This is a genomic window from Pseudomonas corrugata, from assembly GCF_050920615.1.
Taxonomy (GTDB): Bacteria; Pseudomonadota; Gammaproteobacteria; order Pseudomonadales; family Pseudomonadaceae; genus Aquipseudomonas; species Aquipseudomonas corrugata.
The window spans coordinates 2,986,057-3,011,131 of record NZ_CP130434.1 but is presented as its reverse complement, the minus strand read 5'-3'; the positions used below and the strand labels follow the sequence as shown (position 1 = coordinate 3,011,131).

Genomic DNA, 25,075 nt, shown 5'->3' with positions numbered 1-25,075 from the left:
CCACTGACGTATGGTTTTTCTGAACCGATGTAGAAGTGCGCCAGCAAGCTGCCCTCAATAACATGGACTCACGGCGGGCGACTCGCCCGTAAGTCTTGCGGGGATTTGGCTATGTCGGCATTTTTCGAGTCACCTCAACGCATCCTGAGACGGTTCAGTATTGGCGTTATCGGCATGGGGGCAATTTCCCTGGCGGGCTGCATGGTCGGTCCCGACTTCTTGAAACCGGGGAACGGCCTCGACGCCCTGCAACTGACGCCACGACCCGAGCACGCCAGTGTCACGCCGCTGTCCCATGCCGCAGTTCCACCCCAGTGGTGGCTGCTGTTCAACGACGCAACGCTCGCCCAACTGCAATCACGCGCCCAGGCCGGCAACCTCGATCTGCAGATGGCCACCGAGCGCATCGAACAGAGCCGGGCGCAATTGGGCATCACCTCATCGCAGTTGCAACCCAACGTCGGCGCCTACGCCAGTTACACCCGTGAGGCCCTCAGCGAGAACGGCAGGTTCGCCGCCCTGGGAGCGCCTACCGACGCCACCAATCTCTGGCAACTGGGCTTCGATGCCAGTTGGGAAATCGATCTATGGGGCCGGGCCCGACGCGCCCGCGAAGGCGCGGCGGCGGCCCTGGAAGCCACCGTGTATGACCGCGAAGCCGTTCGGGTGGCCTTGTCCGCCGAAGTGGCTCGAACCTATCTGCAATTACGTGGAACCCAGGCGCAGCTGACCATTGCCCGGCAAAACCTCGATATCGCCGAACGGACCCTGGCCCTGGCTGAAAGCCGCGAACGCAATGGCGTCGCCACCCACTTCGAAACTGCGACCGCTCGCGCACAACTGGCGACGATCAAGGCCCTGCTGCCCGAATTGAGCCAGCGTCGCAATGCCCAGATGAATGCACTGGCGTTGCTGCTGGGCGAACAACCCCGCACGCTCGACGCCCAGTTGGGCCCAGCGATGCCCTTGCCTTCGCTTCCCACCCGCATACCGGTCGGCGTTTCTTCCGAACTGGCCCGCCGGCGCCCCGACATCCTGCGCGCCGAAGCACGGTTGCATGCCGCGACCGCTGCCATCGGCGTTGCCAAGGCCGATTTCTACCCGCGTATCGGCCTCAAGGGACGCCTTGGCGTGGAAGCCTTCAACAGCGGCGACCTCAGCAGTTGGGATTCACGTACCTTCTCCATCGGCCCGACGGTTTACCTGCCAATCTTCCAGGGTGGTCGACTGACCCAGCGCCTGGCACTGAATGAGTCACGGCAGAAAAGCGCCGCCCTCGCCTACCGCAAGACGGTTCTGCGGGCCTGGCATGAAGTCGATAACGCCCTGGATGCCTGGGCCGCCCAACAGCGCCAGCACGACGAACTGCAGATGTCCTTCGAGCAGAACAAACAGGCACTGCATGCGGCTGAGCGCGGCTACCAACAAGGTGCCGCCGATTACCTGAGCGTGCTGACAGCACAACTCAACGTGCTTGCCAGCCAGACCCGCCTCAACACCAGCGCCACCGATGCCACGCTTACCGTGGTCAATCTCTACAAATCCCTGGGCGGTGGCTGGGATCCGGAGGGCGGACAATGAACGTCGCCGCCGCGTCGCCGGTCACCGCTGACGCTGGCGAAGCGCCCCGGGCCCGCTCCTCCGTTCGCCCGCTGGTCGGCCTTGTCGGTATTTTTCTCGCAGCCATGATGGCCGGGTTGAACACCCGGGTCGGTGCCCTGGCGCTGGCAGATGTCAGGGGCGCGCTGGGCTTGGGCTTCGATGGCGGTTCATGGCTGACCACGGTGTACAGCGCCGGAGAACTGATCGCCATGCCCTTTTCGGCCTGGTTCGCCCTGACCTTGTCGTTGCGGCGCTTCGAACTGTGGATGCTCGCTGCTTGCACCTTGCTCGCCTTGATCCTGCCGTTCATTCACAACCTGGAACTGTTGTTGATCCTGCGTTTTGCCCAGGGCATTGCCAGCGGTACGACGATACCCTTGCTGATGATGGCGGCCCTGAAATTCCTCCCGCCGGCCATACGGCTATACGGCTTGGCGCTGTATGCGATGACCGCGACGTTCGCGCCCAACCTGTCCATCTGGCTGGCCGGAAGCTGGACGGACGGGCTGCATGACTGGCGCTGGGTGTATTGGCAGATCATTCCCCTGGCCCTCATCGCCGCCTGCTTGATCGCCTGGGGACTGCCCCGGGAGCCCATCCAGACCCCGCGCTTTCGCCAGGCCAACTGGTCCGGCATGGCCTGCGGTGTACCGGCGCTGGGCCTGATCACCATTGCACTGGACCAGGGCGTGCGGCTGGACTGGTTTCAATCACCGCTGATCACGGCATCCCTGGTGATGGGCCTGACTTTGATGGCGATCTACTTGTTGACCGAGTGGTATCACCCGTCGCCGTTCATCAAGTTGCAGATCCTCGGGCGCCGCAACCTGGGCCTGGGTTGCATCCTGTTTCTGTCATTGCTGGTGGTGCTGATGTCCAGTTCATTGTTACCGGCCAGTTATCTCGGCCCGCTGCAAAACTATCGTCCGCTGCAGATGGCATCGATTGGGTTGATCGTCGCGCTGCCACAACTGGTGCTGGGGCCTGTCGTGGCGCTGTTGCTGTACCGCAAGTGGGTCGACGCGCGCATCGTGTTCGCCTCGGGCCTGGCGCTGATCGCCCTGGCGTGCCTGTGCGGTGCGCAACTGACGGGCGACTGGAATCGCGATCAGTTCATCCTGGCGCAAACGCTGCAGGCCTTCGGACAACCCATGGCGGTGGTGTCGATGCTGTTTCTGATCACCAGCGTGGTACAGCCCCCAGAAGGCCCTTATGTGTCCGGCACCATCAACACGCTGCGGGCCTTTGGTTCGCTGTTCGGCGCGGCGGTCATCGGCCAACTCATGACCGTGCGCGGCCGCTTCCATGGGGACATGCTGCTGGATCAAGCGGCCCTGGCCGGCAACGCTGTTGGCATGCCTGAGCCGTTTTCCCTGATGAACATAGTCAGCCAGCAGTCGCTGGTGCTGTCCATCGCCGATGCCTACCGCGTGCTGGGCCTGCTGGCGCTGCTGATGATTCCCCTGGTGCTGCGGCTGGCCTACATCCCGGCACCTGTTTTGACACCTCCTTCTCCCTCACACGGGTAACTCATCATGGCCTTACCGAAGAAAGCCCGGATCCTCAGTACTGCGCTGCTGCTTACCGTGGCCATCGGCAGCGTGTTCTATCTCAATCGCTCCGAATCCAGCGCATCGACCCAATCGACGGACGATGCCTACGTCCACGCCGACTTCACCACGGTGGCGCCGCAGGTATCGGGTACGGTCGAAACGGTGTTGGTCGAAGACAACCAACCAGTCAGGAAAGGGGATCTGCTGGCGGTCATCGACGACCGGGATTTCGTCGCCAACGTGAACGTGGCGAAAGCCCAGGTTGCCAGCGCCCAGGCCGGTGTCGCCGGCCTGGAAGCCCACCTGATCCAGCAGCAAACCGTCATACGCCAGGCCCAGGCCGCAGTTGCTGCCGACGCCGCCGCGCTCAAGCTGGCCAAGGTCAACCACGCCCGCTATCGCAACCTGGCCGCCGACGGTTCGGGCACGGTGCAGGCCCAACAACAGGCGGAAGCACAATTGAGCGTGCAACAGGCCGGCCTGGAAAAAAGCCAGGCGGGTCTGCAGGCGGCCCGACAACAGGTGGACATCCTCAAGGCCGACCTGGAACAAGCCAGGGCCAGCCTCGCCCACGCCCAAGCCACGCAGGCTATCGCCGAACTGAAGTTGTCCTATACCCGCATCACCGCGCCGATCAGTGGCACGATCGGGGAAAAATCCATGCGCGTCGGCGCGTTCGTCAACGCCGGCAAACCCTTGCTGGCGATTGTCCCGCTCGATGCCGTCTACATCACTGCCAACTTCCGTGAGACACAACTGGCCCGCGTGCAAACTGGCCAAGCCGTGGACATCGAAGTGGATGCCCTGCCCGGAGAAACGCTGACAGGAACAGTGCAAAGCCTGGGGCCCGCCAGCGGCGTCAGCTACTCAGCCATAGCTCCCCACAACGCCACCGGCAACTTCACGAAAATCGTCCAACGCCTGCCCGTGCGCATCCGCATCGAGCCTGACCAACCGGCGACAGCGAAACTGCGGGTGGGGATGTCGGTTACGCCGCACATTCGTATCCGTGGCTGATCAGTGCCGGTAACGTCGAATATGCAGCCGCCATCGCGAGCAGGCTCGCTCCCACAGGGTCGGTGTCGTGCGCAACGCCTGCATACACCACAAACCCACCGTGGGAGCGGGCTTGCTCGCGATGGCGTCGAGTCAGCTGGCATCCATGTTGAATGGGCCGCCGCCATCGCGGGCAAGCCCGGCTCCCACAGGGTCGGTGTCGGGCGCAACGCCTGCATACACCATAAACCCACTGTGGGAGCGGGCTTGCTCGCGAAGGCGTCGGATCAGCTGGCATCCATGTTGAATGCACCACCGCTATCGCGGGCAAGCCTGGCTCCCACAGGGTCGGTGTCGGGCGCAACACCGGCATACACCACAAACCCACCGTGGGAGCGGGCTTGCTCGCGATGGCGTCGAGTCAGCTGGCATCCATGTTGAATGGGCCGCCGCCATCGCGGGCAAGCCTGGCTCCCACAGGGTCGGTGTCGGGCGCAACGCCTGCATACACCATAAACCCACTGTGGGAGCGGGCTTGCTCGCGAAGGCGTCGAGTCAGCTGGCATCCATGTTGAATGGGCCGCCGCTATCGCGGGCACTGCCAACTCAAGTCAGCAGCTCGGCAATCCACCGGATCTGCCGGGCGAGATCCTGCACTACCTCCTCTGGCACGGCCTGCCGCGCCCGGGCGAAGCTCATCAGGGTCTTCTGCTTCTGGCGCAACCTGCGCTGCCATTTACCCAGGAATGCAGGACTGCGCGCGCCCATCAGCAGTGGGCCGAAGTACAGCTGCTCGGCGCTATACATCACCGGCCCGGTGCGCTCGGCGACGATGATTTCGTAGTCGAAGCGGTTCTCCCGCAGCACCTCTTCACCGAGAATGCGATAGCCATTTTCCATCAACCACAGGCGCAGTGGTTGCTCGCCGCCATTAGGTTGCAGGATCAGGCGCTCATGGCCGCTCAGGCGCGACGGGTCGCGCTGGAGTATGTCGCGGATCGTCTCGCCGCCCATGCCACAAAGACTGACCGCCGTGATCCCGTCTCCCGGCTCGATTGCCGCCAAGCCGTCAGCCAGGCGCACGGTGATCCACGGCTCCAGGCCATTCTCGCGCACCGTCCGTTCGGCCGCGCGAAATGGCGTCAGCGCCACCTCCCCGGCCACCGCCGCCGCAATGGCGCCGCGGCGCATCAGCGCCACCGGCAAATAACCGTGATCCGAGCCAATATCAGCCAGCCGCGCGCCCACAGGCACCTGCGCCGCCACCCGCTCCAGGCGCATGGACAATGTCTGTTCGTTCACCCGCTCCCCTTCCCACTACAAGCGTCCGACAGCGTTGGCCGGATCGGGCTGCGATTCTGTCGGGCTACACGGTGCATTTCAAATTTATGTGACCAGGGACGTGGCTTTTGACAACACCGGCATCCACACCTATAACCGGTGCCGCCCGCTGCCAGATCAATAAACCCGATGAGAAGTCGCCATGAATGACCGTCAAGCAATCATCAAAGACTTGATCACAGCCGTGGTGAAAGCCCGCAAAACCGACGAAATCGTCTATCAGTCAGAGTGGCTCGGCTACATCCCGTTCGGGGTCTACCACTGGGTCGAATGCCAGGGCGAAGACGTCTCCAGCGACTTTCCGTTTGGATGGGCGCTCGAAGACCTGACAGGTCTTGAACAGGTGGGGTTCCTGGAAACGCTGGAAGCTTATGAGAACCCCGAGGACTCGTTTGATCGGGAGATCAGGTATCGCGTTTGTGGCTGAGGGTCGAGGAATCCGGGCTGTGCCGCTGTCATTGATCAAAGCTCGCTTCCCAGACGCTGCTCGATCAAGGCTGGAGCGGGGGCATGGACATGGGCGTCAGTGATGCTGCTTCTGTGTGCGAGCCTGCTCGCGATGACGGCGGGACTGTTCGTCCGAAAATCTCGTAGGAAATTACCACCAGTGGTGAGGAAGTTTGTTCCCGCTGGGTTGCGAAGCAGCCCCAAGCCAGACGCCTCAGTTCGCCAGACACATTGCATGTCCCGGTTTACAGCACCTGAGTTCGGTGCACAGCCCCGGCCGGGCTGCGCACCGAACCTGTCCGCTAAGACTCCGTCAACGCCGCCTGCACCAAAGGATGCAGGCCATCGCCAGGGTGCTCCACCCGCCACTTCATCAGCTGTTGGCGCATGACCGGCGTCCAGAAACTCTGGATATGCTGGCGCACGCCATTCACTGCCAGCGTCTTGTCCGGCTCGCTGGAGAAGTACTGGCCAATCTGGTTGGCCATCTTGATCAGGCTTTCGGTACTCATCGCCGCACCTCGGCTTTCTCGGCATGACGGCGTTCGCGCAGCAGACGCCCCTGTTCATCGCTGAAGGCCTGGTAGCGTTTCTGCCATTCCGAAGGCTGGCTGACCCGCACGATTTCCACCGCCGTCACTTTGTATTCCGGGCAGTTGGTGGCCCAGTCAGAGTTGTCGGTGGTGATCACGTTGGCACCCGATTCCGGGAAGTGGAAGGTGGTGTAGACCACCCCTGGCGCCACGCGCTCGGAGACCTTGGCACGCAGCACGGTCTGCCCGGCGCGGCTGCCGATGCCGACCCAATCACCGTCGACGATACCGCGGTTCTCGGCGTCGGTCGGATGGATTTCCAAGCGGTCTTCCTCGTGCCAGGCAACGTTATCGGTGCGCCGGGTCTGGGCACCCACGTTGTACTGGCTGAGGATACGCCCGGTGGTCAGCAGCAACGGATAGCGACTGTTGACCTTCTCGTCGGTCGGCACGTAGCCGGTGAGCATGAACCGCCCTTTGCCACGCACGAACTGCTCGATGTGCATGATTGGCGTGCCATCTGGAGCGTCATCGTTGCACGGCCATTGCAGGCTGCCATGGCGATCCAGCTCGGCATAGCTGACCCGGGTGAAGGTCGGCGTCAGACGGGCAATCTCATCCATGATTTCGGAAGGATTCTTGTAGTCCATTTTGTAGCCCAAGGCTTCGGAAAGAGCCATGGTGGCCTCCCAGTCAGCCTTGCCAGCCAGGGGCTCCATCACCTTGCGTACCCGGGAAATGCGGCGCTCGGCGTTGGTGAAAGTACCGTCCTTCTCGAGGAACGAACTGCCCGGCAGGAATACGTGGGCGAACTTGGCCGTCTCGTTGAGGAAGATGTCCTGTACTACCACGCACTCCAGGGCGCTCAGGGCCGCGGTCACGTGCTGGGTGTTCGGGTCGCTCTGGGCGATGTCCTCGCCTTGGCAATAAAGTGCCTTGAAGGAGCCGTCCAGCGCCGCCTCGAACATGTTCGGAATGCGCAGCCCCGGATCGGGTTGCAGGGTCACGTTCCAGGCCTGCTCGAACTGGGCGCGTACCACATCGTTGGAAACGTGGCGATAACCCGGCAGTTCGTGGGGGAACGAGCCCATGTCGCAGGAACCCTGCACGTTGTTCTGCCCGCGCAACGGGTTCACCCCGACACCCTCGCGACCGATGTTACCGGTGACCATGGCGAGGTTGGCGATGCCCATCACCGATGTACTGCCCTGGCTGTGTTCGGTAACGCCGAGGCCGTAGTAGATGGCCGCGTTGCCACCGGTGGCGTAGAGCCGTGCGGCGGCGCGGATCTGCTCGGCAGGCACGCCGCATACCGGGCCCAGGGCCTCGGGCGCGTTCTCCGGCAGGCTGACGAAGTCACGCCAGCGGGCGAAATCCGCCGCCTCGCAGCGCTCGTCGACGAAAGGCTGGTTGACCAGGCCTTCGGTGACGATCACATGGGCCAGCGCATTGAGCATCGCCACGTTGGTGCCCGGGCGAAGTTGCAGATGCAGGTCGGCGCGGGCATGGGGCGAATCCACCAGGTCGATGCGCCGCGGGTCGATGACGATCAGCCGCGCGCCCTGGCGCAGACGACGCTTGAGCTGGGAGCCGAACACCGGGTGGGCGTCGGTGGGGTTGGCGCCCATCACCAGGATCACGTCGGCCAGCATCACCGAGTCGAAGGTCTGAGTGCCGGCGGACTCGCCGAGCGTCTGTTTGAGGCCATAACCGGTAGGCGAATGGCAGACCCGGGCGCAGGTATCGACGTTGTTGTTGCCGAAGGCGGCACGCACCAGCTTCTGCACCAGGTAGGTTTCTTCGTTGGTGCAGCGGCTGGAGGTGATGCCGCCGATGGAGTCGCGTCCATATTTCAGCTGGATGCGGCGGAACTCACTGGCCGCGTAGTCGACGGCTTCGTCCCAGCTGACTTCCTGCCACGGATCGCTGATGTGCTTGCGGATCATCGGCTTGGTGATGCGATCCGGGTGGGTGGCGTAGCCCCAGGCGAAACGACCCTTGACGCAGGAATGGCCATGGTTGGCCTGGCCGTTCTTGTCCGGCACCATGCGCACCAGTTGATCGCCTTTCATTTCGGCGCGGAAGGAGCATCCGACGCCGCAGTAGGCGCACGTGGTGATGACGCTGCGCTCAGGCTGGCCGAGTTCCACCACGCTTTTTTCCATCAGCGTGGCCGTCGGGCAGGCCTGCACACAGGCGCCGCAGGACACGCATTCGGAGTCGAGGAAGTTGTCACCGCCCGCGGCCGCCACCCGCGAATCGAAGCCGCGTCCGGTGATGGTCAGCGCGAAGGTGCCCTGGGTTTCCTCGCAGGCCCGCACGCAGCGGTTGCAGACGATGCATTTGCTCGGGTCGTAGTCGAAATAAGGGTTGGACACGTCCTTCGTCTCGGCCAGGTGGTTATCACCCTCGTAGCCGTAGCGCACTTCACGCAGGCCGACCTGACCCGCCACCGTCTGCAATTCGCAGTTGCCGTTGGCCGAGCACGTCAGGCAGTCCAGCGGATGGTCGGAGATGTACAGTTCCATCACGTTACGCCGCAGGCCGGCGAGTCGGGAGGTCTGGGTGCGTACCACCATGCCTTCGGTGACCGGCGTGGTGCACGAGGCCGGATAGCCGCGCATACCGTCGATCTCCACCAGGCACATGCGGCAGGAGCCGAACGGCTCCAGGCTGTCGGTGGCGCAGAGCTTGGGGATGGTGGTGCCGAGCAATGCCGCGGCGCGCATCACCGAAGTCCCGGAAGGAACGGTGATTTCGCGGCCGTCGATGTTCAGGCTGACCTGCACCTCGCTTTCGCGTTCCGGGGTGCCCAGGTCGATATCACTGGCGGGATCGAAAATGTTGATCATTGGTCGGCCTCCGTGGTCGCCAGACCGAAGTCGGCAGGGAAATGCTTGAGGGCGCTGGCGACAGGATAGGAGGTCATCCCACCCAAGGCACAGAGCGAACCGTATTGCAGGGTGTCGCAGAGATCCTGGAGCAACAGGACCTGCTCCTGACGGGCACCGGCATCGGTGCTGGCGAGCAGTCGGTCCACCACTTCCACCCCACGGGTGGAGCCGATCCGGCACGGCGTGCATTTGCCGCAGGATTCTTCGGCGCAGAACTGCAGGGCGAAACGGGCCATGTGGGCCATGTCCAGGCTGTCATCGGCCACCACCACACCGCCGTGGCCAAGCATCGCGCCCATGGCGGCAAACGCCTCGTAGTCCAGCGGCGTGTCAAATTGCGAAGGCGGTACCCAGGCACCCAGCGGCCCACCCACCTGGGCGGCCTTCAACGGCCGGCCGCTGGCGGTACCACCACCATACTCTTGCACCAGTTCGCGCAGGGTCAGGCCGAAGGCGCGCTCAACCAGGCCGCCATGACGGATGTTGCCGGCCAGTTGGAATGGCATCGTGCCCAGGGAACGGCCCATGCCAAAGTCACGGTAGAACTGTGCCCCCTTCTCCAGGATGATCGGCACCGAGGTCAGGGTCAGCACGTTGTGGACCAGGGTCGGCAACCCGAACAGGCCCTGCAACGCAGGCAACGGAGGCTTGGCGCGAACCGTGCCACGCTTGCCTTCAAGGGACTCCAGCAGAGCGGTTTCTTCACCGCAGATGTAAGCACCAGCCCCCACCCGGACTTCAAGTTCGAAAGCGCGACCACTGCCCGCCACGTCGGCGCCCAGGTAGCCGGCCTCGCGGGCGATGCCCAGGGCATCGTTCAACGTCGCGACAGCGTCCGGATATTCCGAGCGCACATAGATGTAGCCCATGGTGGCGCCTACAGCGATACCCGCAATGATCATGCCTTCGATCAGCAGGAACGGATCGCCTTCCATCAGCATGCGGTCGGCGAATGTGCCCGAATCACCTTCGTCGGCGTTGCACACCACATATTTCTGCGTACCCGGCGCATCGCGCACGGTGCGCCACTTGATACCTGCCGGGAAAGCTGCTCCGCCCCGGCCGCGCAGGCCCGAGTCGAGCACGCTGGCAACCACTTGCGCGCCATCCTGCTGGATGGCGCGAGCCAGCCCCTGGAAGCCGCCATGAGCGCGGTAGTCATCCAGGGACAGTGGCCGGGTAATACCGGCGCGAGCGAACAGCAGCCGCTGTTGGCTCTTGAGATAGGGAATGTCTTCCACCGGCCCCAGGGCCAGTGGATGGTTGCCGGGATCGCCTGCCAGGGCATCGAGCAGCCCAGGCACGTCCGCCGGAGTGACGGGGCCGAAACCGAGCCGGCCGCTGGCGGTTTCCAGCTCCAGCAGCGGCTCCAGCCAGTAGAGGCCACGGGAACTGGTGCGTTGCACCTCCAGCGGCAACTGCCGACGCTCGGCCTCGCGCATCAGTGCAGCGGCCACCGTGTCCGCGCCGACCGCACGGGCTACCGAATCGCGGGAAATGCAGAGCTTCAGCATGTGCCTTCCTCCAGACAGCCATTGACCAACTCACGCAGGCGCTCAGGCGTCAGCCGTGCGTGCAACTGGCCGTCCAGCTCCAGGGCCGGCGAGCAGACACAGGCACCCAGGCAATAGACCGGCCGCAGGCTGATGCTGCCATCAGCGCTGGTGCCATGATCGTCAAGCGACAGCTGTTCGCGCAATTGGGCGGCCAGCTGTTCGGCCCCCATGCTCTGGCAGGACTCCGCCCGGCATAGGCGCAAGGTATGGCGCGCGGGCGGCGCGGTGCGGAAGTCGTGATAGAAACTGATCACCCCGCGCACTTCAGCCTGACTGAGGTTGAGGGCATGAGCGATCTCCGGGACGGCCGCGTCGGGAACGTACCCGCAGCCCTCCTGGATGGCATGAAGAATCGGCAGCAAGGCACCGGGGGTGTCCTTTTCGCGCTCCAATACACGTTGAATCAGAGGCAGGTGAAGCGTCTCATCGGGCATAAACTTACCTCGGCATCTCGAACGACACTGCCCAATGAAGGCAGTCGTCCGGAGTCTTGGCTGCAGCGTCCGGCCACGTCACGGAAGCGTGGTTATCCGGTCGCCCTCCTCGCTCTCCGGTCAGGCATCTTGGTGCGCCTGATCCGGGGCATCCTTACAGCTTGCCATTCCCGGGAACTGGCAATTGCACATGGACGACAAAACGCGTTCTGAAAGCGACTCGAGGTCAAAGTCACCCGCGCTCCACGGGAACTGGATTTATAACCCATTACCATCGACTTGCACATTGGCGAAAACGGCTCTAAACCCAATCATTCATATCGCTCATGGAAACGCAGGATGCGGGAAGCAACGAGTGAACTTGAAAAGCAACTTGATCTGGCAACGAAGCTGCTTTCCCTGGCGGCGAAAGTTGGCTTACTGACTGGCGGGACGTGCATCGTCAGCTACCTGCTCGGCAATGGCCATTACCCGCAAGGCGTTTCCATCGGAGACAGCCTGCTGTTTTTGGTCGCGGCGTTCTGTTTCGGGGTCATCTGCCTTTACTTTTCGGCGTCCGTTACGGCTGCGGGTGTGCTGCTTGCGCCACTGTTCGTACCGGTGCTGAGATTTCTCATCTGGCTTACAACAATATTCCGCACTGAAAAGTCCAAACCTGAACTGAAACTGCAAAAAATAACGTTGCTGACGGTCTTGTTTGGCATTTGTGGCGTGGTGACCATTTATTTTCTTGCTCGCAAGAATCCCATTGAGCATATCCCCCTCATTCTATTGCCGATTTTTCAATACATCGTTTATTCGGCCTTCCTGAATCAGAACAGAAAAATAAATACCGCCTACCAACCGACCCCGGAGATAGCTGGCACCGAGCCTTTCGACAAAGCCCCCCGCGTCGATGTGAAACCCATGAAAAGACTCAGGGTGATGATCGCGGGACTGATCATCCTGACCCCCATTCTCATGGGCGGGGTCACCTCGGACTTGCTGCAAACCGCCATGAGCCTTGCAAAGATACGCATCGAACGGGCAACGATTCTGGTGAAACCGCCTTATGCCAACTTACTGCCCGATCCCAAGGACTCACCCTTGCAGGACTATAAGGTCTTTGAAAATGCGACCGTGGTATTCCGCGGAGTGGGCAACTCGACACTGATTGAAATGCGTACCGCGGATACAGCTATCCGGCTGGAAATCCCCAATGATTCGATCATCATCGAACGCAAGACGAGACTCATCACTCAACCCAAACCGAAGACCTGAACCCAACATAGCCTGTGGGAGCCTGCTCGCGATGGCGGTGGGTCGGCTTGCCTAGAGGCTGAATATACAACCGTCAGGACGAGCAAGCTCGGCACCCACATTTTCGTAGCGCTTCCAGAAGTGAAAACCGCCCTACTTCAGTTCCACCAACCGAAGCGACTGCGCCCCATCCAGCGACAGGTGAATGGTGGCCGCCCGGCTAGGAAAATTCGGCGCATCGTCGTCGGTATTTTCCATAACCGGAAGATCGATCAAGGTCTGCTCACCCGTCGGATCACTGACCAGCCTGGCATCCAGCTTATCGATCGAACGCCAGCTGTCACCACCGATGCGAATCACATCCAGCAAGTTGTAACGCTGCTGGCCTTCTTCGTTTTCTTCAGGGGTAAAAGCCGCCAGGTATTGGCTGTAATTGTTGCCCATACCGAAACCTTCAATGGTGAACACCGCAAGCGTTACTTCGCTGTCCTCCCCAGTATCCAGCGTCTGCACCAGCGTCGCTTCAGGGTAACCGGTGGCGTAGCTGTCTTTAAGGAGTGCCACCAGATGCCCGATCTGCTCCTCCAACGGTTTTGGAACGGACTTCGGCTCGGCAGCGTGAGTCAGGGTACAGGCAAGGAACAGACTGGCAGCAAGCAAGTGCAATTTCATGAAAGAGAACGTCCGGGGTACGGGAGGTGAGCTCGGATATTAGCGCATCGACAGCACGGTTGATTAGCGACCATTACCACAAGAGACTATTCCCCAAGGAGGGTCATTCAACTCGTCGACGCCGGCACAAACACCGTTTCACGCCCTTTGCGGCCATCGGTCACGATGCGATTCACCAGTTCATCCTGGATATGAGCATACTCAGATAAAGAAAGTCGCAGGCGAGCTGCGTTGATCACCTGCGAGAAGATTCGCGTGCCGTTCAGCAACACTTCCATGGTAATCAGGGTGCTGATCAATGTTCCGGGGAGGCAGTCTGCCTTGACACTGTAGGTCAGGGGCCGCTTGCCATCGAATTGCTGGAGCACCATTTCGATGGCTGCCATTTCACTGTTGGCTCCATGACTGCCCGCGACCAGATTACTGGGCTCTTCCCTGCCACCGAGACCATGGCCGCGCAGATGAAGCCATTCCTGATCGTCACGGGCGGCATAGCGCGATGCCGACAGCGACCCACTTTCGATCAATTCCACTGCCCTCCTTGCGTCGCCAACAGTGACACTGCTCAAGGGGGGCAGCAGGCCGAACGCCGTACCGTTAGCGACGGCAATGAAAAACTTCGCCATGACGCTGCCTTGAGACTTGCGCTTATCGGCATTGCGGCCGGTGCCCACCAGCGCTTGTTCCAGCGACATATTGCTGTAGCCCGACTCATCAACCGCCCATTGGCGATGGTTCCAGTCGGCGGCGATCTGGTGCATCGAAGGCTGTTCTCGCTCAAGCCGCATCGTCATGTGGAAGCCGCCACCTTTGCGCTTGGCCCTGAAGATTTTGCGCCAATGGTAAAGACTGGAGTGAGGTCGATTCCTCATCAAATACCAACCACGCCCCTTTGAATCAACAAGCCGGCCGAGTGCACCGGTTCCACCAGGTGTCGGATTGAAATTGAACGGCGGGGTCACTCCTTCCGGCGGATCCATCTCGCCCAGCCCTTCGATTCGAACCTTACCGATGGCGATTTTCGGCGTGACGCGTGCGACATGTTTGATCGTTGCACTGCTCGGTGGAGAGGCGCTCGGTAGAGAGGCTGAATCGTCGTCCAGTAACGTATTGCAATAAGGGCAATACATGAACAGGTCGCTGACCGAGTAGTGGCACTTCTTGCAATTGGACACGGCGCTCTCCTCCTTGGATGCGCTGAAAAGGCTAGCACCAGAGTCGAGTCCCGACACATCAACCGGAAGAAAATAACGGCCTTGTCCAAATGCGCTCAGCGGGCGACGCGCTCTTCACTGAAGGGAGGCTGCCCAGGAGGCGCCGGGTCATTGCGCAGGAGTCTCACGTCGACGCTCAACGCCTCAACGCCTCAACGCCTGGGTCATCCGCTGCAGCAACTCGTTTTCCGAAAATGGCTTATGCAAAACGGGGTACCCGGCGAATTCGACCGGCACGCCGCTGGCGCCGTATCCGGTGCTGAACAAGAACGCAATGCCGCGATCGCGCAAGATCTCGGCCACCGGGAAAACCCGTTCGCCGGCCAGGTTGACGTCCAGAATGGCCAGATCGATGTGCGCCGCGCTTGCCTCGTCCCGCGCCGTCGCGAGCCGGGCCACCGAGGCCACGACTTCGCAGCCGAAATCCTCCAGCATTTCCTCGATCAACATGGCAATCGCGCCTTCGTCCTCGACGACGAGCACCCTGACTCCAGCGAATGGAGGCATGCCTAGGCTCCGATCAGAAAGGAGAAGCGGCAGTAAACGCCCTCCGGGGCGAAGGTCAGGTCGAACTGGCCGCCCAAATCGCGCTCGATGCAGCGTTTCATCAGGCGAGAGCCCAGCCCTTCCCGCTCCGGCCGGGCCACGGGCGGTCCGCCCTGCTCCCGCCAATCCAGGGTGAACAAGGTGCCGTTTGGTTGGGGTTGCAGGTCCCAGGTCACCGAAAGCGAGCCTGTCTCGACGGACATCGAGCCATATTTCAGCGCGTTGATCGCCAGTTCATTGAGGGTCATCGTGAAGTTGAGCGCCACCCGTGTGCCGACGTCGATCGTCGCACCCTTGATCGTGATGCGATCGAGCTCGAGCCCGAAGACCGGCATCAGCACCTCATGGGCCAGGGAGTCCAATGGGGTGTCTTCCCAGTGCCGCTTCGTCAGCAGGTCATGAGCCCGCGACAGCGCCAGCAGCCGGGCTTCGAACCGCCGGTAGCCGTCTTTTGCATCCTGCGCGTTGCGCGCCGTCTGGGCGGCCAGGGATTGCACCGTGGCCAAGGTATTCTTGACCCGATGATTGAGCTCGTCGATCAACGTTTTCTGCCGGTTTTCCGCCTGCTTGCGCTCGGTAATATCCACCAGCATGTTGATCGCGCCCACGAGGTTGCCCTCGGCATCATGCAGGGGCGTGGGATAGGGATTGAACGGCACACGGGTTCCATCCGGGCGCTGGGCGACAGCCTCGACACCTCGAATCGCGCGGTTTTCCTTCAACGCCACGGCCATGGGACATTGGTCGTGGGGCAGCGGACTTCCATCGGTGTTGAACAGTTTCCAGGTCACGCACCACATGTCGCCCAACTGAGGCGTGCGCCCGGACAATTCGACAGCCGCACGGTTATAGAACGTGATACGGCCTTCGGCGTCGGTGGTATAGACCGCTGCGGGCAGTGCTTCGAGCACATTGCGCATATGCCGTTCGCTCTCGCGAACCTGGTTTTCCATTCGCTGCGCGAGGGTGACGTCCTGCAGCACCCGCACGCCATAGCGGAACTCGCCGCCTGCATCGCGTACCGACGAACTGTGGATGTCGAGGTAGACGATCTCGCCATCCGGCTTGAGGGCGCGCTTGCGCAGCACATAATTATCCAGTTCGCCGGCAACCTGGCGTGCATACAGGGCCGCGTCCTGCCCGACACTGTCCGGGTGGGTATAGTCCAGGAACGTCATCGCCAGCAACTGTTCGCGAGTGCGGCCCAACATGCGGCAGAGGGCATCGTTAACCCGGAGCAGACGACCGTCGATGTCGGCCTCGGCAATCCCTATAGTCGCTGCCTCGTAGGTGGCTGCAAGCCTGTCGTCGCTCTCCTGGCGCGCCGCCTCGGCTGCATGAATGCAAGACACGTCGATGGTGAAACACCGGGTGTTGAAGAGTCTCCCGTCCTCGAACCGCCCATTGGACGTGATTGAGACATGCTTGATGGAACCGTCCTTGGCCCGCAAGCGCGCAGGGTAGCTCTCCAGGCAATCACCGCTGCTCAGTTTATTGAGAATATCGCCAATGACCGGCTCATCGACATGAAACTCGGTGATATGGCGGCCGATGTACTCTTCTTCCGCATAACCCAGCAGGGCCAGTTCGGCCTTGTTGGCGCGCAGGATGATGCCCTCGCCACTGACGATATGCAGACCCACGGCGCTGTTTTCGAAGAAGTCCTCGAGGTCGGTGCTCTTACGGCGAAGCTCCTCGGCCATGGCGTGGTGTGCAGAGATGTCCTGGAAGCAATTGATCGCCCCTTGGATGACACCTCGCCGGTCTTTCAGGACACGGATGTTCATGAGTGCCACGAACCGCACCCCGTCCGGGCGCTGGATGACGATTTCCCGGTTGCGCGCCACGACGCCTGTGGCGAGCGCCGTGGCCGTCGGGCAATTCTCAAACGCCAGCGGCGTACCGTCGGTCAAGAACAATCGATGGGAACCACAGAAGCGATCACCGTTCACTCCGAGCTCCGGGCTGCGTCCCCAGAGTTCAGCCGCCTCACTGTTGTACCTGACGAGCCAACCCTCGCGGTCGCACAAATACACCGCACCGGGAATAGCCTCGAGCGCGTTTGTGCCAATCGAAACAAGGCTTTCGTATTCACTCGACGCCAGCGTTTCCCTGGGAAGTTCTTCAACGTTTGACATCAGTAATCCTCGATTCACCTGGCTAACCAGGCAAGGCGCCATGACGAGTCGTAGCCCCGCTACGGCGAGGAATGGCAACGCAGGCTGGCAAGTCCTGGCGCCGAAGTTGAGTAAACGAATCAGCCACACAGGCTACTAGATCCCTATTCGTCGTACGAGTTCAGGTCAACTTGGTACCACAGTCCTTGTCCGGAAAGCCAAACAATGCTTGAGGCGCTTGCACCATCAGCGCCCGCATCAACGACTGCGAACATCCCAACGCGTGCAACTGCCCCATTACCGTGTCGAAGCCAACGGTTTGCTCATGCTGGGTATGCGGCCAGTCACTGCCCCATACCAGCCGCCGTGGGCCGAAGCTCTGCTCCAGCAAGGCCAACGAGGCTCGGGCGAAGTCGAGATTCTGTTGATCGGTCCCGGCCAGTCGGTAGATACCGGACACTTTCATCCACACTCGTCCGCTCAAACCCAGCTCCAACAACTCGGGGAAACCCGGTTGCTCGAGGCCCAGGCGCGAATCCGGGCGACCGAAGTGATCGACCACCAGTTTGATGCCAAACGGCAGCAGTTGGTGAATCAGCCCTGGCAGGTCCGCTACGCTGCGGTGCAGTTCGACATGCCAGTCCAGCTCAGCCATGTGGCCGAAAAAGCCCTGCCACGCAGCGTCGCGAAAATCAGGCAGGTCCTTGCCCATCAGATTCAGGCGAACACCAACCACCCCCAGTCGGGCCATGTTATCCATATCGGTACGGCTGGCGTCTCGCTCCAGTACCACGACTCCGCGTAATTGCTGCGGAGCCTGCTGGAGCGCGGCCAGCAGATAGCTGTTATCCGTGCCAAGAAAGCTTGGCTGCACCAGCACGCCATGGCTCAGGCCATGGGCTTTCAAGTGGTGCAGGTATTGGCCAAGCGTCGCGTCATAGTCAACCGTGTAGCGCCGTTCGACGGTCAACTCCAGCCCACGATCGAACACGTGGGCATGGGAATCGATACCGGTGATCGGCATGGAGAACGTGTCAGGCATGGGCACGCTCGTTACCTTCGACCTTGGCGTTTGCCGGTGCGGCGGCTTCAAGGTTCCGCCCGCGGGTTTCCGGAAGACACAGCGCCGCGAGCACCGCCACTCCGTAGGCAATTCCTGCGTCAATGCCAATGGCTGAGCCCAACGACATTGAATCGCTCATGTGGCCGACCAGGAAGGGGAACACCGCCGAAAGTACGCGGCCGAAGTTATAGCAGAACCCCACGCCGGCACCACGCACATCCGCCGGGTACAACTCGTTGAACAGTGCCCCGAGGCTCGCCGGAATGCCGGCGGCAAAGAAGCCGAGCGGGAACCCGAGGAACAGCATCTGAGTGTTGGTCAGCGGCAGGAACACATAGCACTGCACAGTCACGACACAGCACAAGGCGAACAGCACAATGTTCTTGCGACGGCCGATGCGATCAATCAACAAGCCGCTGACCACGCAGCCACACCAGAAGGCAAAGATGATGACGGCCAGGTAACCGCCGGAATTGAGTACCGACAGGTTGCGTTCGGTCTTGAGAAAGGTGGGCAGCCAGGTCATTACCGCGTGATAACCGCCATGGGCGCCCAGTCCCAGCAGTCCACCGAACAGCGTCACGCGGATCAACTCAGGGCGAAAGATGCCAGCCAAGGACTTGAGGAACCCCTTGGGTATGGCCTGTTCTTTTTGCAAGCGCTGGAAACTGTCGGGTTCTTCGACGTTACGCCGGACCCAGATGATCAGGAACGACGGCAGCAGACCGACGATGAACATCACCCGCCAGGCCATATCCTGGGGCACGAACGAGTAGATCAGGGTGAAGACCCCGACCGCCAGCCCCCAGCCCACTGCCCAGGCACTTTGTACAGTGCCCATGACCTTGCCCCGGTACTTGGGGTTGATGGTTTCGGCCATCAGTACCGCACCGGCGGCCCACTCGCCACCAATGCCGAAACCTTGCAATGCCTTGACGACCAACAATGAGTGGAAACCGGTGACGAACGCGGACAGAAAGGTGAAGAACGAGAACCACAGAATCATCCATTGCAGCGTGCGCACCCGACCGTAGCGGTCCGACAACGTGCCGCCGACCCAGCCGCCGATGGCCGAGGTGATCAACGTCACGCCACTGACCAGCCCCGCATCGCCCTTGGACAAGGCAAACGCTGCAATCAGCGCCGGTATTGCCAGGCCGAACATCTGCACTTCCAGCGCATCGAGTGACCATCCGCCGAAACAGGCCCAAAATGTTTTGCGCTCCCGCGCAGTGACTTGGCGATACCAACTGAACATGATTTTTATCCTTATAAGCAGAACGAGAGGCAGCCGAGAGCGAACCGCGCCGCTACAGGGCCAGTGATGGCAAGCACAACAGTAAAAGCCGCGGCGAATGACTCGCCGTCGGGTGACCCGCTAATCCGGCACGGTCAACGAATTTCCACGCTGTAGCGGAAATGCTCGGCATGGCCGCGAGAGCGTCGCCACTCCAGCGGGTTGCCGGCGTAGTCCCGCGCCAGACGCTCGATCACCACGACCGGGCTGTTGACCGGCACATGCAGCAAGCGCGCATGAACGTCATTCACCGATTCAGCAGTGAGGGTTTCTTCGGCATAGGCAACTACCTGACCGCAGGTTTCCTCGTAGATGGGATAAAGCAGTGGCCCCTTCTGGCTCAGGTCGATGTCGAGCAGCGGCTGAAAGCGGCTGCGCGGCAACCAGATCTCTTCGGCGAGCACCGGTTCGACCTCCAGCAGACGTACACGTACGATGCGGATCACCGGCGCGTCGACGGGCAATCCCAGCGCCTGTGCCACCGCCGACGGCGCAGCCACCGGCTCGATGGACAAGATGCGGCTCTCCGGGACCCGACGTTCGCCCGACGCGCTTTGAAACCGGAAGAAGCGGAACAACGAAGACTGGAACTGAGGGCGACGAATGAAGGTACCGCGCCCCTGCTGACGCTCCAGAATGCCCTCGCTGACCAACGCATCGATCGCCTTGCGCACGGTACCGGTAGACAGCTGATACTCCGCCGAGAGGGCTGCCTCAGTGGGAATTGCTTCTCCCGGACGCCAGCGATTGTTGGCAATCTGTTCAGCCAACTGGTCTCGCAGGCGTTGATAAAGCGGCAGGCGAACATCACTGGGGAGGGCTTTCATCGACTTTATTCACCTTGTTATCTAGTCATATATATGAATATGCGCCGAGTATTTGCCCAGGCAGCGAGGTTGTCAAGAATGGCCTCGGCATATGGCTGACGAATGGCGTGCTTCGAGTTGCCCGGATCCCGGGGCGGAGAAGCTGGATGAGCGGCGAGTGACTGAACTTCACACCTTGGCCATGCTGCCGGGCGTGGCCGTGTTTTCTGTGCTGGATGATCAATATCCCGCGTGACGAGGCAATGCCATGGAAATGAGGGCGGCGAGGAGGACAAAGCCGCTGGAAATCCACAGACATGCTTCCAGTCCATGAGTTTGATAGACCCAACCGGAAAGCAGTGTGCCGATCAATCGGCCCATGGCGTTGGACATGTAATAGAAACCCACGTCCAGTGATACGCCGTCCTCCTTGGCATAGGACACGATCAGATAGCTGTGCAGGGAGGAGTTCACCGCGAACAGTGCACCAAACACTGCCAGTCCGCCGAGCAGCACCATCTGTTGCGACAGCCCGGTGCCCAGGCCCAGCGCAATAGCCATCGGCAGGCCAGCCAACGCCAGCGCCCAGAGGAACGCGCCACGGCCGTCCGGTACATGCCCCCGTTCTTTGCCGGTGATGTAGGGCGCCAACGATTGCACGAGGCCGTAGCCGATCACCCAGGCGGCGAGGAAACCACCGACCTTCCAGAAGTCCCAGGCAAAGACGCTGCTCAGGTAGACCGGCAGGGCCACCACGAACCAGACGTCGCGAGCGCCGAACAGAAACATCCGCGCCGCCGACAGAATATTGATCGCACGACTCTTGGACAGCAGGTCGCGAAACCTGGGTTTGGCTTTCGCCTTGCCCAGGTCCCTCTTCAGCAGGATCAGGCTACCGATCCAGATCAGCGCCAATGCACTGGCCATCGCCAGCAACGCCCCCCTGAACCCCATCGAAGCCAGTAAGGCGCCACCGAGGAAAAAACCCACGCCCTTGAGGGCATTTTTCGAGCCGGTGAGCATCGCCACCCACTTGTAGAGCATTCCCTGTTGCCCGTCGGGAACGAGAAGCTTGAGGGTGCTTTTTGCACTCATCTTGTTCAGGTCCTTGGCGATCCCGGACAAAGCCTGGGCTGCCATGACCCAGGGAACGGTCAGCCACACTGCCGGCACCGTCAACATGAGCAATGCCACGACCTGCAGGCCCAGGCCGATATTCATGGTGCGGTTCAAACCCAGCCGGGCTCCCAGATAACCTCCCACCAGGTTGGTAATGACGCCGAAGAGTTCGTAAAACAGGAACAACGCAGCGATTTGCAGCGGGCTGTAGCCCAACGCGTGAAAGTGCAGCACCACCAACATGCGCAAGGCGCCGTCGGTGAGGGTGAACGTCCAGTAGTTACCCGTGACGAGCAGGTATTGCCGCACTTCTGGAGTCAGAGCTGCCAGTGTTTTCATGGGTGCCCGGCCAGACCGACCATCCGCGCCAGCTCGACGGTACGGTTGGCATAGCCCCACTCATTGTCGTACCAGGCATAGAGCTTGACCTGGGTACCGTTGATAACCAGGGTCGACAACGCGTCGATGATGGATGAGCGTGGGTCGGTCCGGTAGTCGATGGACACCAGGGGGCGCTCTTCGAAACCGAGGATGTCTTTCAATTCGTTTTCGGAGGCGTCCTTGAGCCATTGATTCACTTCTTCGACAGTGGTGGCTCGCTCGACCTCGAAGACGCAATCGGTCAGCGAAGCATTGGCCAGTGGCACGCGCACGGCGTGGCCGTTGAGGCGACCACGCAACTCGGGGAAGATTTCCGCAATGGCGGTGGCCGAGCCCGTGCTGGTGGGGATCAGGCTCAGGCCCGAGGCACGGGCACGGCGCAGGTCCTTGTGGGGTTGATCGAGGAGGCTCTGAGTATTGGTCAGGTCATGGATGGTAGTGATCGAGCCGTGGCGGATGCCGAGTTTTTCGTGGATGACCTTGACCACCGGGGCCAGGCAGTTGGTGGTGCAGGACGCGGCGGTGACAATGGGATGTTCAGCGGGCTTGAACAGCTGGTGATTGACGCCCATGACGATGTTCAGCGCCCCCTTTTCCTTCACCGGGGCGCTGACCACTACGCGCTTCACGCCTTGATCGAGGTAAGCCTGAAGCACCGCGACGGTCTTCATCTTGCCACTGGCCTCGATCACCAGATCGCAGGCTGACCAGTCGGTGTCGGCAATGGTCTTGTTGGCCGTCACTTTGATTCGCTGGCCTTCGATGACGATGTCGTCGCCGTCTGCATCGGCCTGGTGGCTCCAGCGGCCGTGCACGGAGTCGAAATTCAACAGGTGCGCATGGGTGGCCGCGTCACCGGCCGGGTCGTTGACCTGCACAAACTCGAACTCGGGCCAATGCCAGGCGGCCCGCATCGCGAGACGACCGATTCGGCCAAAACCATTGATGCCCACTTTGATCGTCATGTTGCCTGCCCCATATATGAAAATCCGAATATATGTTTTCCCGTATGTAATGGGAAGCCCCCCGGTACCGGTATTGCGGGGGCAAATTGGAAGAGCGGTGGATCAGGTCGTTCAATGTTGGATGTGCCGCCGCCATCGCGAGCAGGCTCGCTCCCACAGGGACCTGTGTTGCGCGAAAGTAATGCATACACCGCAGCTCCAATGTGGGAGCGAGCCTGCTCGCGATGGCGGTGGTTCGGCTTGCATCCATGTCGAATGTACCACCGCCTTCGCGGGCAAGCCCGGCTCCCACAGGGGCCTGCGTCGCGCGAAAGTAATGCACACACCGCAGCTCCAATGTGGGAGCGAGCCTGCTCGCGATGGCGGTGGTTCGGCTTGCATCCATGTCGAATGTACCACCGCCTTCGCTGGCAAGCCCGGCTCCCACAGGGGCCTGTGTCGTACATAAGCAATGCATGCACCGCCGATCCAATGTGGGAGCGAGCTTGCTCGCGATGGCGGTGGTAAAGTGCACAGCAATCGAATGAGAATCCACTTTGAGAGGCCCGGGGTGTCCAACCCCATCTCTCGTCATCCGCAGCGATAACAGCATGATCGAAGTCACTGAAGTTTCCATTGCCCAATTGCGCGCCGCACTCGAGTCTGGCCAGACGACAGCAGTTGAGCTGGTCCAGGCCTACCTCGCCAGGATCGAGGCCTACGACGGCCCTAATACGTCCACCGCCCTGAACGCGGTCGTGGTACGAAACCCAGAGGCACTGAACGAGGCACAGGCGTCCGATGCCCGCCGCGTCCAGGGCAAGACGCTGGGGCCGCTCGATGGCATTCCCTACACCGCCAAGGACAGCTATCTGGTGAAGGGCCTCACCGCGGCCTCCGGAAGTCCGGCCTTCAAGGACCTGATTGCCTACCGCGATGCCTTCACCATCGAGCGGCTGCGCGGTGCCGGGGCGATCTGCCTGGGCAAGACCAATATGCCGCCCATGGCCAACGGCGGCATGCAGCGCGGCGTGTACGGCCGTGCCGAGAGCCCGTACAACGGCGACTATCTCACCGCACCGTTTGCATCGGGCTCTTCCAACGGCGCCGGCACTGCAACGGCGGCCAGTTTCGCGGCATTCGGTCTCGCCGAAGAAACCTGGTCCAGCGGACGTGGCCCGGCCTCGAACAATGGCTTGTGTGCCTACACGCCTTCGCGTGGCGTGATCTCGGTGCGCGGCAACTGGCCGCTGACGCCAACGATGGACGTGGTTGTGCCTTACGCCCGAACCATGGCCGATCTGCTGGAAGTGCTGGATGTGGTGGTCGCACAGGACCCGGACACCCGGGGCGACCTGTGGCGCCTGCAACCCTGGGTGCCCATCCCGAGCGTCGACACCGTGCGGCCCGCCTCCTATCCCTCGCTCGCCGCCACTTCCGAGGCGTTGGCAGGTATCCGCTTCGGCGTTCCGCGCATGTACATCAATGCCGATCCCGACGCCGGCACGGCCGAAGCCCCGGGCATCGGCGGTCCGACCGGGCAACGTATCATCACCCGAGCGTCGGTGATCGCCCTGTGGGATGAGGCACGCAAGACCCTCCAAGCCTGTGGCGCCGAAGTGGTAGAAGTGGATTTCCCGCTGGTGTCCAACTGCGAGGGCGACCGCCCCGGCGCACCGACGGTGTTTACCCGTGGCCTGGTCTCCAAGGAATTCCTCCATCACGAACTGTGGGACCTGTCCGCCTGGGCGTTCGACGACTTCCTGCGGGCCAACGGTGATCCGAAACTCAATCGCCTGGCCGACGTGAACGGCCCGCTGATCTTCCCCCACGACCCGGGCACCCTGCCCAACCGCGAGGACGATCTGGCCGCAGGCATGGACGAATACGTGAAGTTGGCCGAGCGTGGCATCACACCCTGGGACCAGATCCCCACCCTGCCGGACGGCCTGCGGGGGCTGGAAAAGACCCGTCAGATCGACCTTGAAGACTGGATGAAGCAACTTGGACTCGATGCGGTGATCTTCCCCACCGTCGCCGACGTCGGGCCGACAGACGCCGACGTCAACCCGGCCTCCGCGGACATCGCCTGGAGCAACGGCGTCTGGGTCGCCAACGGCAACCTCGCCATCCGCCATCTGGGCGTGCCTACCGTCACGGTGCCGATGGGCGTCATGGCGGACATCGGTATGCCTGTCGGGTTGACGTTTGCCGGTCGTGCCTATGACGACTCGAAGCTGCTGCGCCTGGCCTCGGCATTCGAATCGACCGGGTCGAAGCGACGAGTACCGGCGCGTACGCCGCCGTTGTCGACGCGCTGA

At 61.7% G+C, this 25,075-nt stretch carries 20 protein-coding genes; 6 read left to right on the top strand and 14 right to left on the bottom strand.

Annotated features, from left to right (window positions below):
• Positions 1–111: 111 nt before the first annotated feature.
• Genes QZH45_RS13590 through QZH45_RS13580 form a run of 3 tightly spaced genes read left to right on the top strand, consistent with a single transcriptional unit; the run spans position 112 to position 4,172 of the window.
• Positions 112–1,581, top strand: a complete 1,470-nt coding sequence (locus tag QZH45_RS13590) for an efflux transporter outer membrane subunit (RefSeq protein WP_024781148.1) — start codon at positions 112–114, stop codon at positions 1,579–1,581.
• On the top strand, positions 1,578–3,131 hold the full coding sequence (locus tag QZH45_RS13585; RefSeq protein ID WP_024781147.1) for an MFS transporter: 1,554 nt from the start codon (positions 1,578–1,580) through the stop codon (positions 3,129–3,131). The genes QZH45_RS13590 and QZH45_RS13585 overlap by 4 nt, the downstream gene beginning before the upstream one ends.
• A gap of 6 nt (positions 3,132–3,137) precedes the next feature.
• On the top strand, positions 3,138–4,172 hold the full coding sequence (locus tag QZH45_RS13580) for an HlyD family secretion protein (protein WP_024781146.1): 1,035 nt from the start codon (positions 3,138–3,140) through the stop codon (positions 4,170–4,172).
• A gap of 585 nt (positions 4,173–4,757) precedes the next feature.
• On the opposite strand, the gene QZH45_RS13575 is transcribed toward QZH45_RS13580, so the two are convergent.
• Positions 4,758–5,453, bottom strand: a complete 696-nt coding sequence (locus tag QZH45_RS13575) for a tRNA (adenine(22)-N(1))-methyltransferase (protein ID WP_033035285.1) — start codon at positions 5,451–5,453, stop codon at positions 4,758–4,760.
• Positions 5,454–5,634: 181 nt separating this feature from the next.
• Between QZH45_RS13575 and QZH45_RS13570 the strand changes: the two genes are divergently transcribed.
• Complete coding sequence (locus QZH45_RS13570) at positions 5,635–5,919, top strand: hypothetical protein (RefSeq protein ID WP_024781312.1); 285 nt, start codon at positions 5,635–5,637, stop codon at positions 5,917–5,919.
• A 322-nt stretch (positions 5,920–6,241) separates the two neighbouring features.
• Here the strand turns inward: QZH45_RS13570 and QZH45_RS13565 are convergent, their stop codons facing one another.
• From QZH45_RS13565 to QZH45_RS13550, 4 genes are read right to left on the bottom strand one after another with little or no spacing between them, the layout of a single operon-like run.
• Complete coding sequence (locus QZH45_RS13565; protein WP_024781313.1) at positions 6,242–6,451, bottom strand: formate dehydrogenase subunit delta; 210 nt, start codon at positions 6,449–6,451, stop codon at positions 6,242–6,244.
• Positions 6,448–9,324: a formate dehydrogenase subunit alpha gene (fdhF, locus tag QZH45_RS13560; RefSeq protein WP_024781314.1), complete on the bottom strand. Its 2,877-nt coding sequence runs from the start codon at positions 9,322–9,324 to the stop codon at positions 6,448–6,450. Before fdhF ends, QZH45_RS13565 begins: the two co-directional genes overlap by 4 nt.
• A complete protein-coding gene (locus QZH45_RS13555) occupies positions 9,321–10,880 on the bottom strand; it encodes a formate dehydrogenase beta subunit (protein ID WP_055134879.1) in 1,560 nt (519 codons plus the stop codon). The genes fdhF and QZH45_RS13555 overlap by 4 nt, the downstream gene beginning before the upstream one ends.
• Complete coding sequence (locus QZH45_RS13550) at positions 10,874–11,356, bottom strand: formate dehydrogenase subunit gamma (RefSeq protein WP_024781316.1); 483 nt, start codon at positions 11,354–11,356, stop codon at positions 10,874–10,876. Before QZH45_RS13550 ends, QZH45_RS13555 begins: the two co-directional genes overlap by 7 nt.
• 339 nt (positions 11,357–11,695) lie before the next feature.
• Between QZH45_RS13550 and QZH45_RS13545 the strand changes: the two genes are divergently transcribed.
• On the top strand, positions 11,696–12,616 hold the full coding sequence (locus tag QZH45_RS13545; protein WP_055134878.1) for a hypothetical protein: 921 nt from the start codon (positions 11,696–11,698) through the stop codon (positions 12,614–12,616).
• 132 nt (positions 12,617–12,748) lie between these two features.
• Here QZH45_RS13545 and QZH45_RS13540 read toward each other — a convergent pair whose 3' ends face one another.
• The 9 genes from QZH45_RS13540 to QZH45_RS13500 all read right to left on the bottom strand — a co-directional run bounded on the left by QZH45_RS13540 (position 12,749) and on the right by QZH45_RS13500 (position 22,775).
• Positions 12,749–13,267: a hypothetical protein gene (locus QZH45_RS13540; protein WP_024781318.1), complete on the bottom strand. Its 519-nt coding sequence runs from the start codon at positions 13,265–13,267 to the stop codon at positions 12,749–12,751.
• Between the two features lie 107 nt (positions 13,268–13,374).
• Positions 13,375–14,442 carry a hypothetical protein gene (locus QZH45_RS13535; RefSeq protein WP_053192199.1) on the bottom strand — a complete coding sequence of 356 codons (1,068 nt, stop codon included), beginning with the start codon at positions 14,440–14,442 and terminating at the stop codon, positions 13,375–13,377.
• 183 nt (positions 14,443–14,625) lie between these two features.
• A complete protein-coding gene (locus QZH45_RS13530) occupies positions 14,626–14,964 on the bottom strand; it encodes a response regulator (protein ID WP_237140478.1) in 339 nt (112 codons plus the stop codon).
• A 26-nt stretch (positions 14,965–14,990) separates the two neighbouring features.
• Positions 14,991–17,165 carry a PAS domain-containing sensor histidine kinase gene (locus tag QZH45_RS13525; protein WP_055134877.1) on the bottom strand — a complete coding sequence of 725 codons (2,175 nt, stop codon included), beginning with the start codon at positions 17,163–17,165 and terminating at the stop codon, positions 14,991–14,993.
• A gap of 160 nt (positions 17,166–17,325) precedes the next feature.
• A complete protein-coding gene (locus tag QZH45_RS13520; protein ID WP_055134876.1) occupies positions 17,326–18,186 on the bottom strand; it encodes an amidohydrolase family protein in 861 nt (286 codons plus the stop codon).
• Positions 18,179–19,465, bottom strand: coding sequence for an MFS transporter (locus QZH45_RS13515; protein ID WP_053192208.1), 1,287 nt, complete (start codon positions 19,463–19,465; stop codon positions 18,179–18,181). The genes QZH45_RS13520 and QZH45_RS13515 overlap by 8 nt, the downstream gene beginning before the upstream one ends.
• Before the next feature lie 134 nt (positions 19,466–19,599).
• Positions 19,600–20,331 (bottom strand): GntR family transcriptional regulator, encoded by a 732-nt coding sequence (locus QZH45_RS13510; protein WP_024781324.1) that lies wholly within the window; start codon positions 20,329–20,331, stop codon positions 19,600–19,602.
• A 219-nt stretch (positions 20,332–20,550) separates the two neighbouring features.
• Positions 20,551–21,768: an organoarsenical effux MFS transporter ArsJ gene (arsJ, locus tag QZH45_RS13505; protein ID WP_055134875.1), complete on the bottom strand. Its 1,218-nt coding sequence runs from the start codon at positions 21,766–21,768 to the stop codon at positions 20,551–20,553.
• The gene (locus QZH45_RS13500) at positions 21,765–22,775 is read right to left on the bottom strand and encodes an ArsJ-associated glyceraldehyde-3-phosphate dehydrogenase (protein ID WP_024781326.1); all 1,011 of its coding nucleotides are present in this window, start codon (positions 22,773–22,775) and stop codon (positions 21,765–21,767) included. Before QZH45_RS13500 ends, arsJ begins: the two co-directional genes overlap by 4 nt.
• A 590-nt stretch (positions 22,776–23,365) precedes the next feature.
• On the opposite strand from QZH45_RS13500, the gene QZH45_RS13495 reads away from it, so the two are divergent.
• Positions 23,366–25,075, top strand: coding sequence for an amidase (locus QZH45_RS13495; RefSeq protein WP_055136188.1), 1,710 nt, complete (start codon positions 23,366–23,368; stop codon positions 25,073–25,075).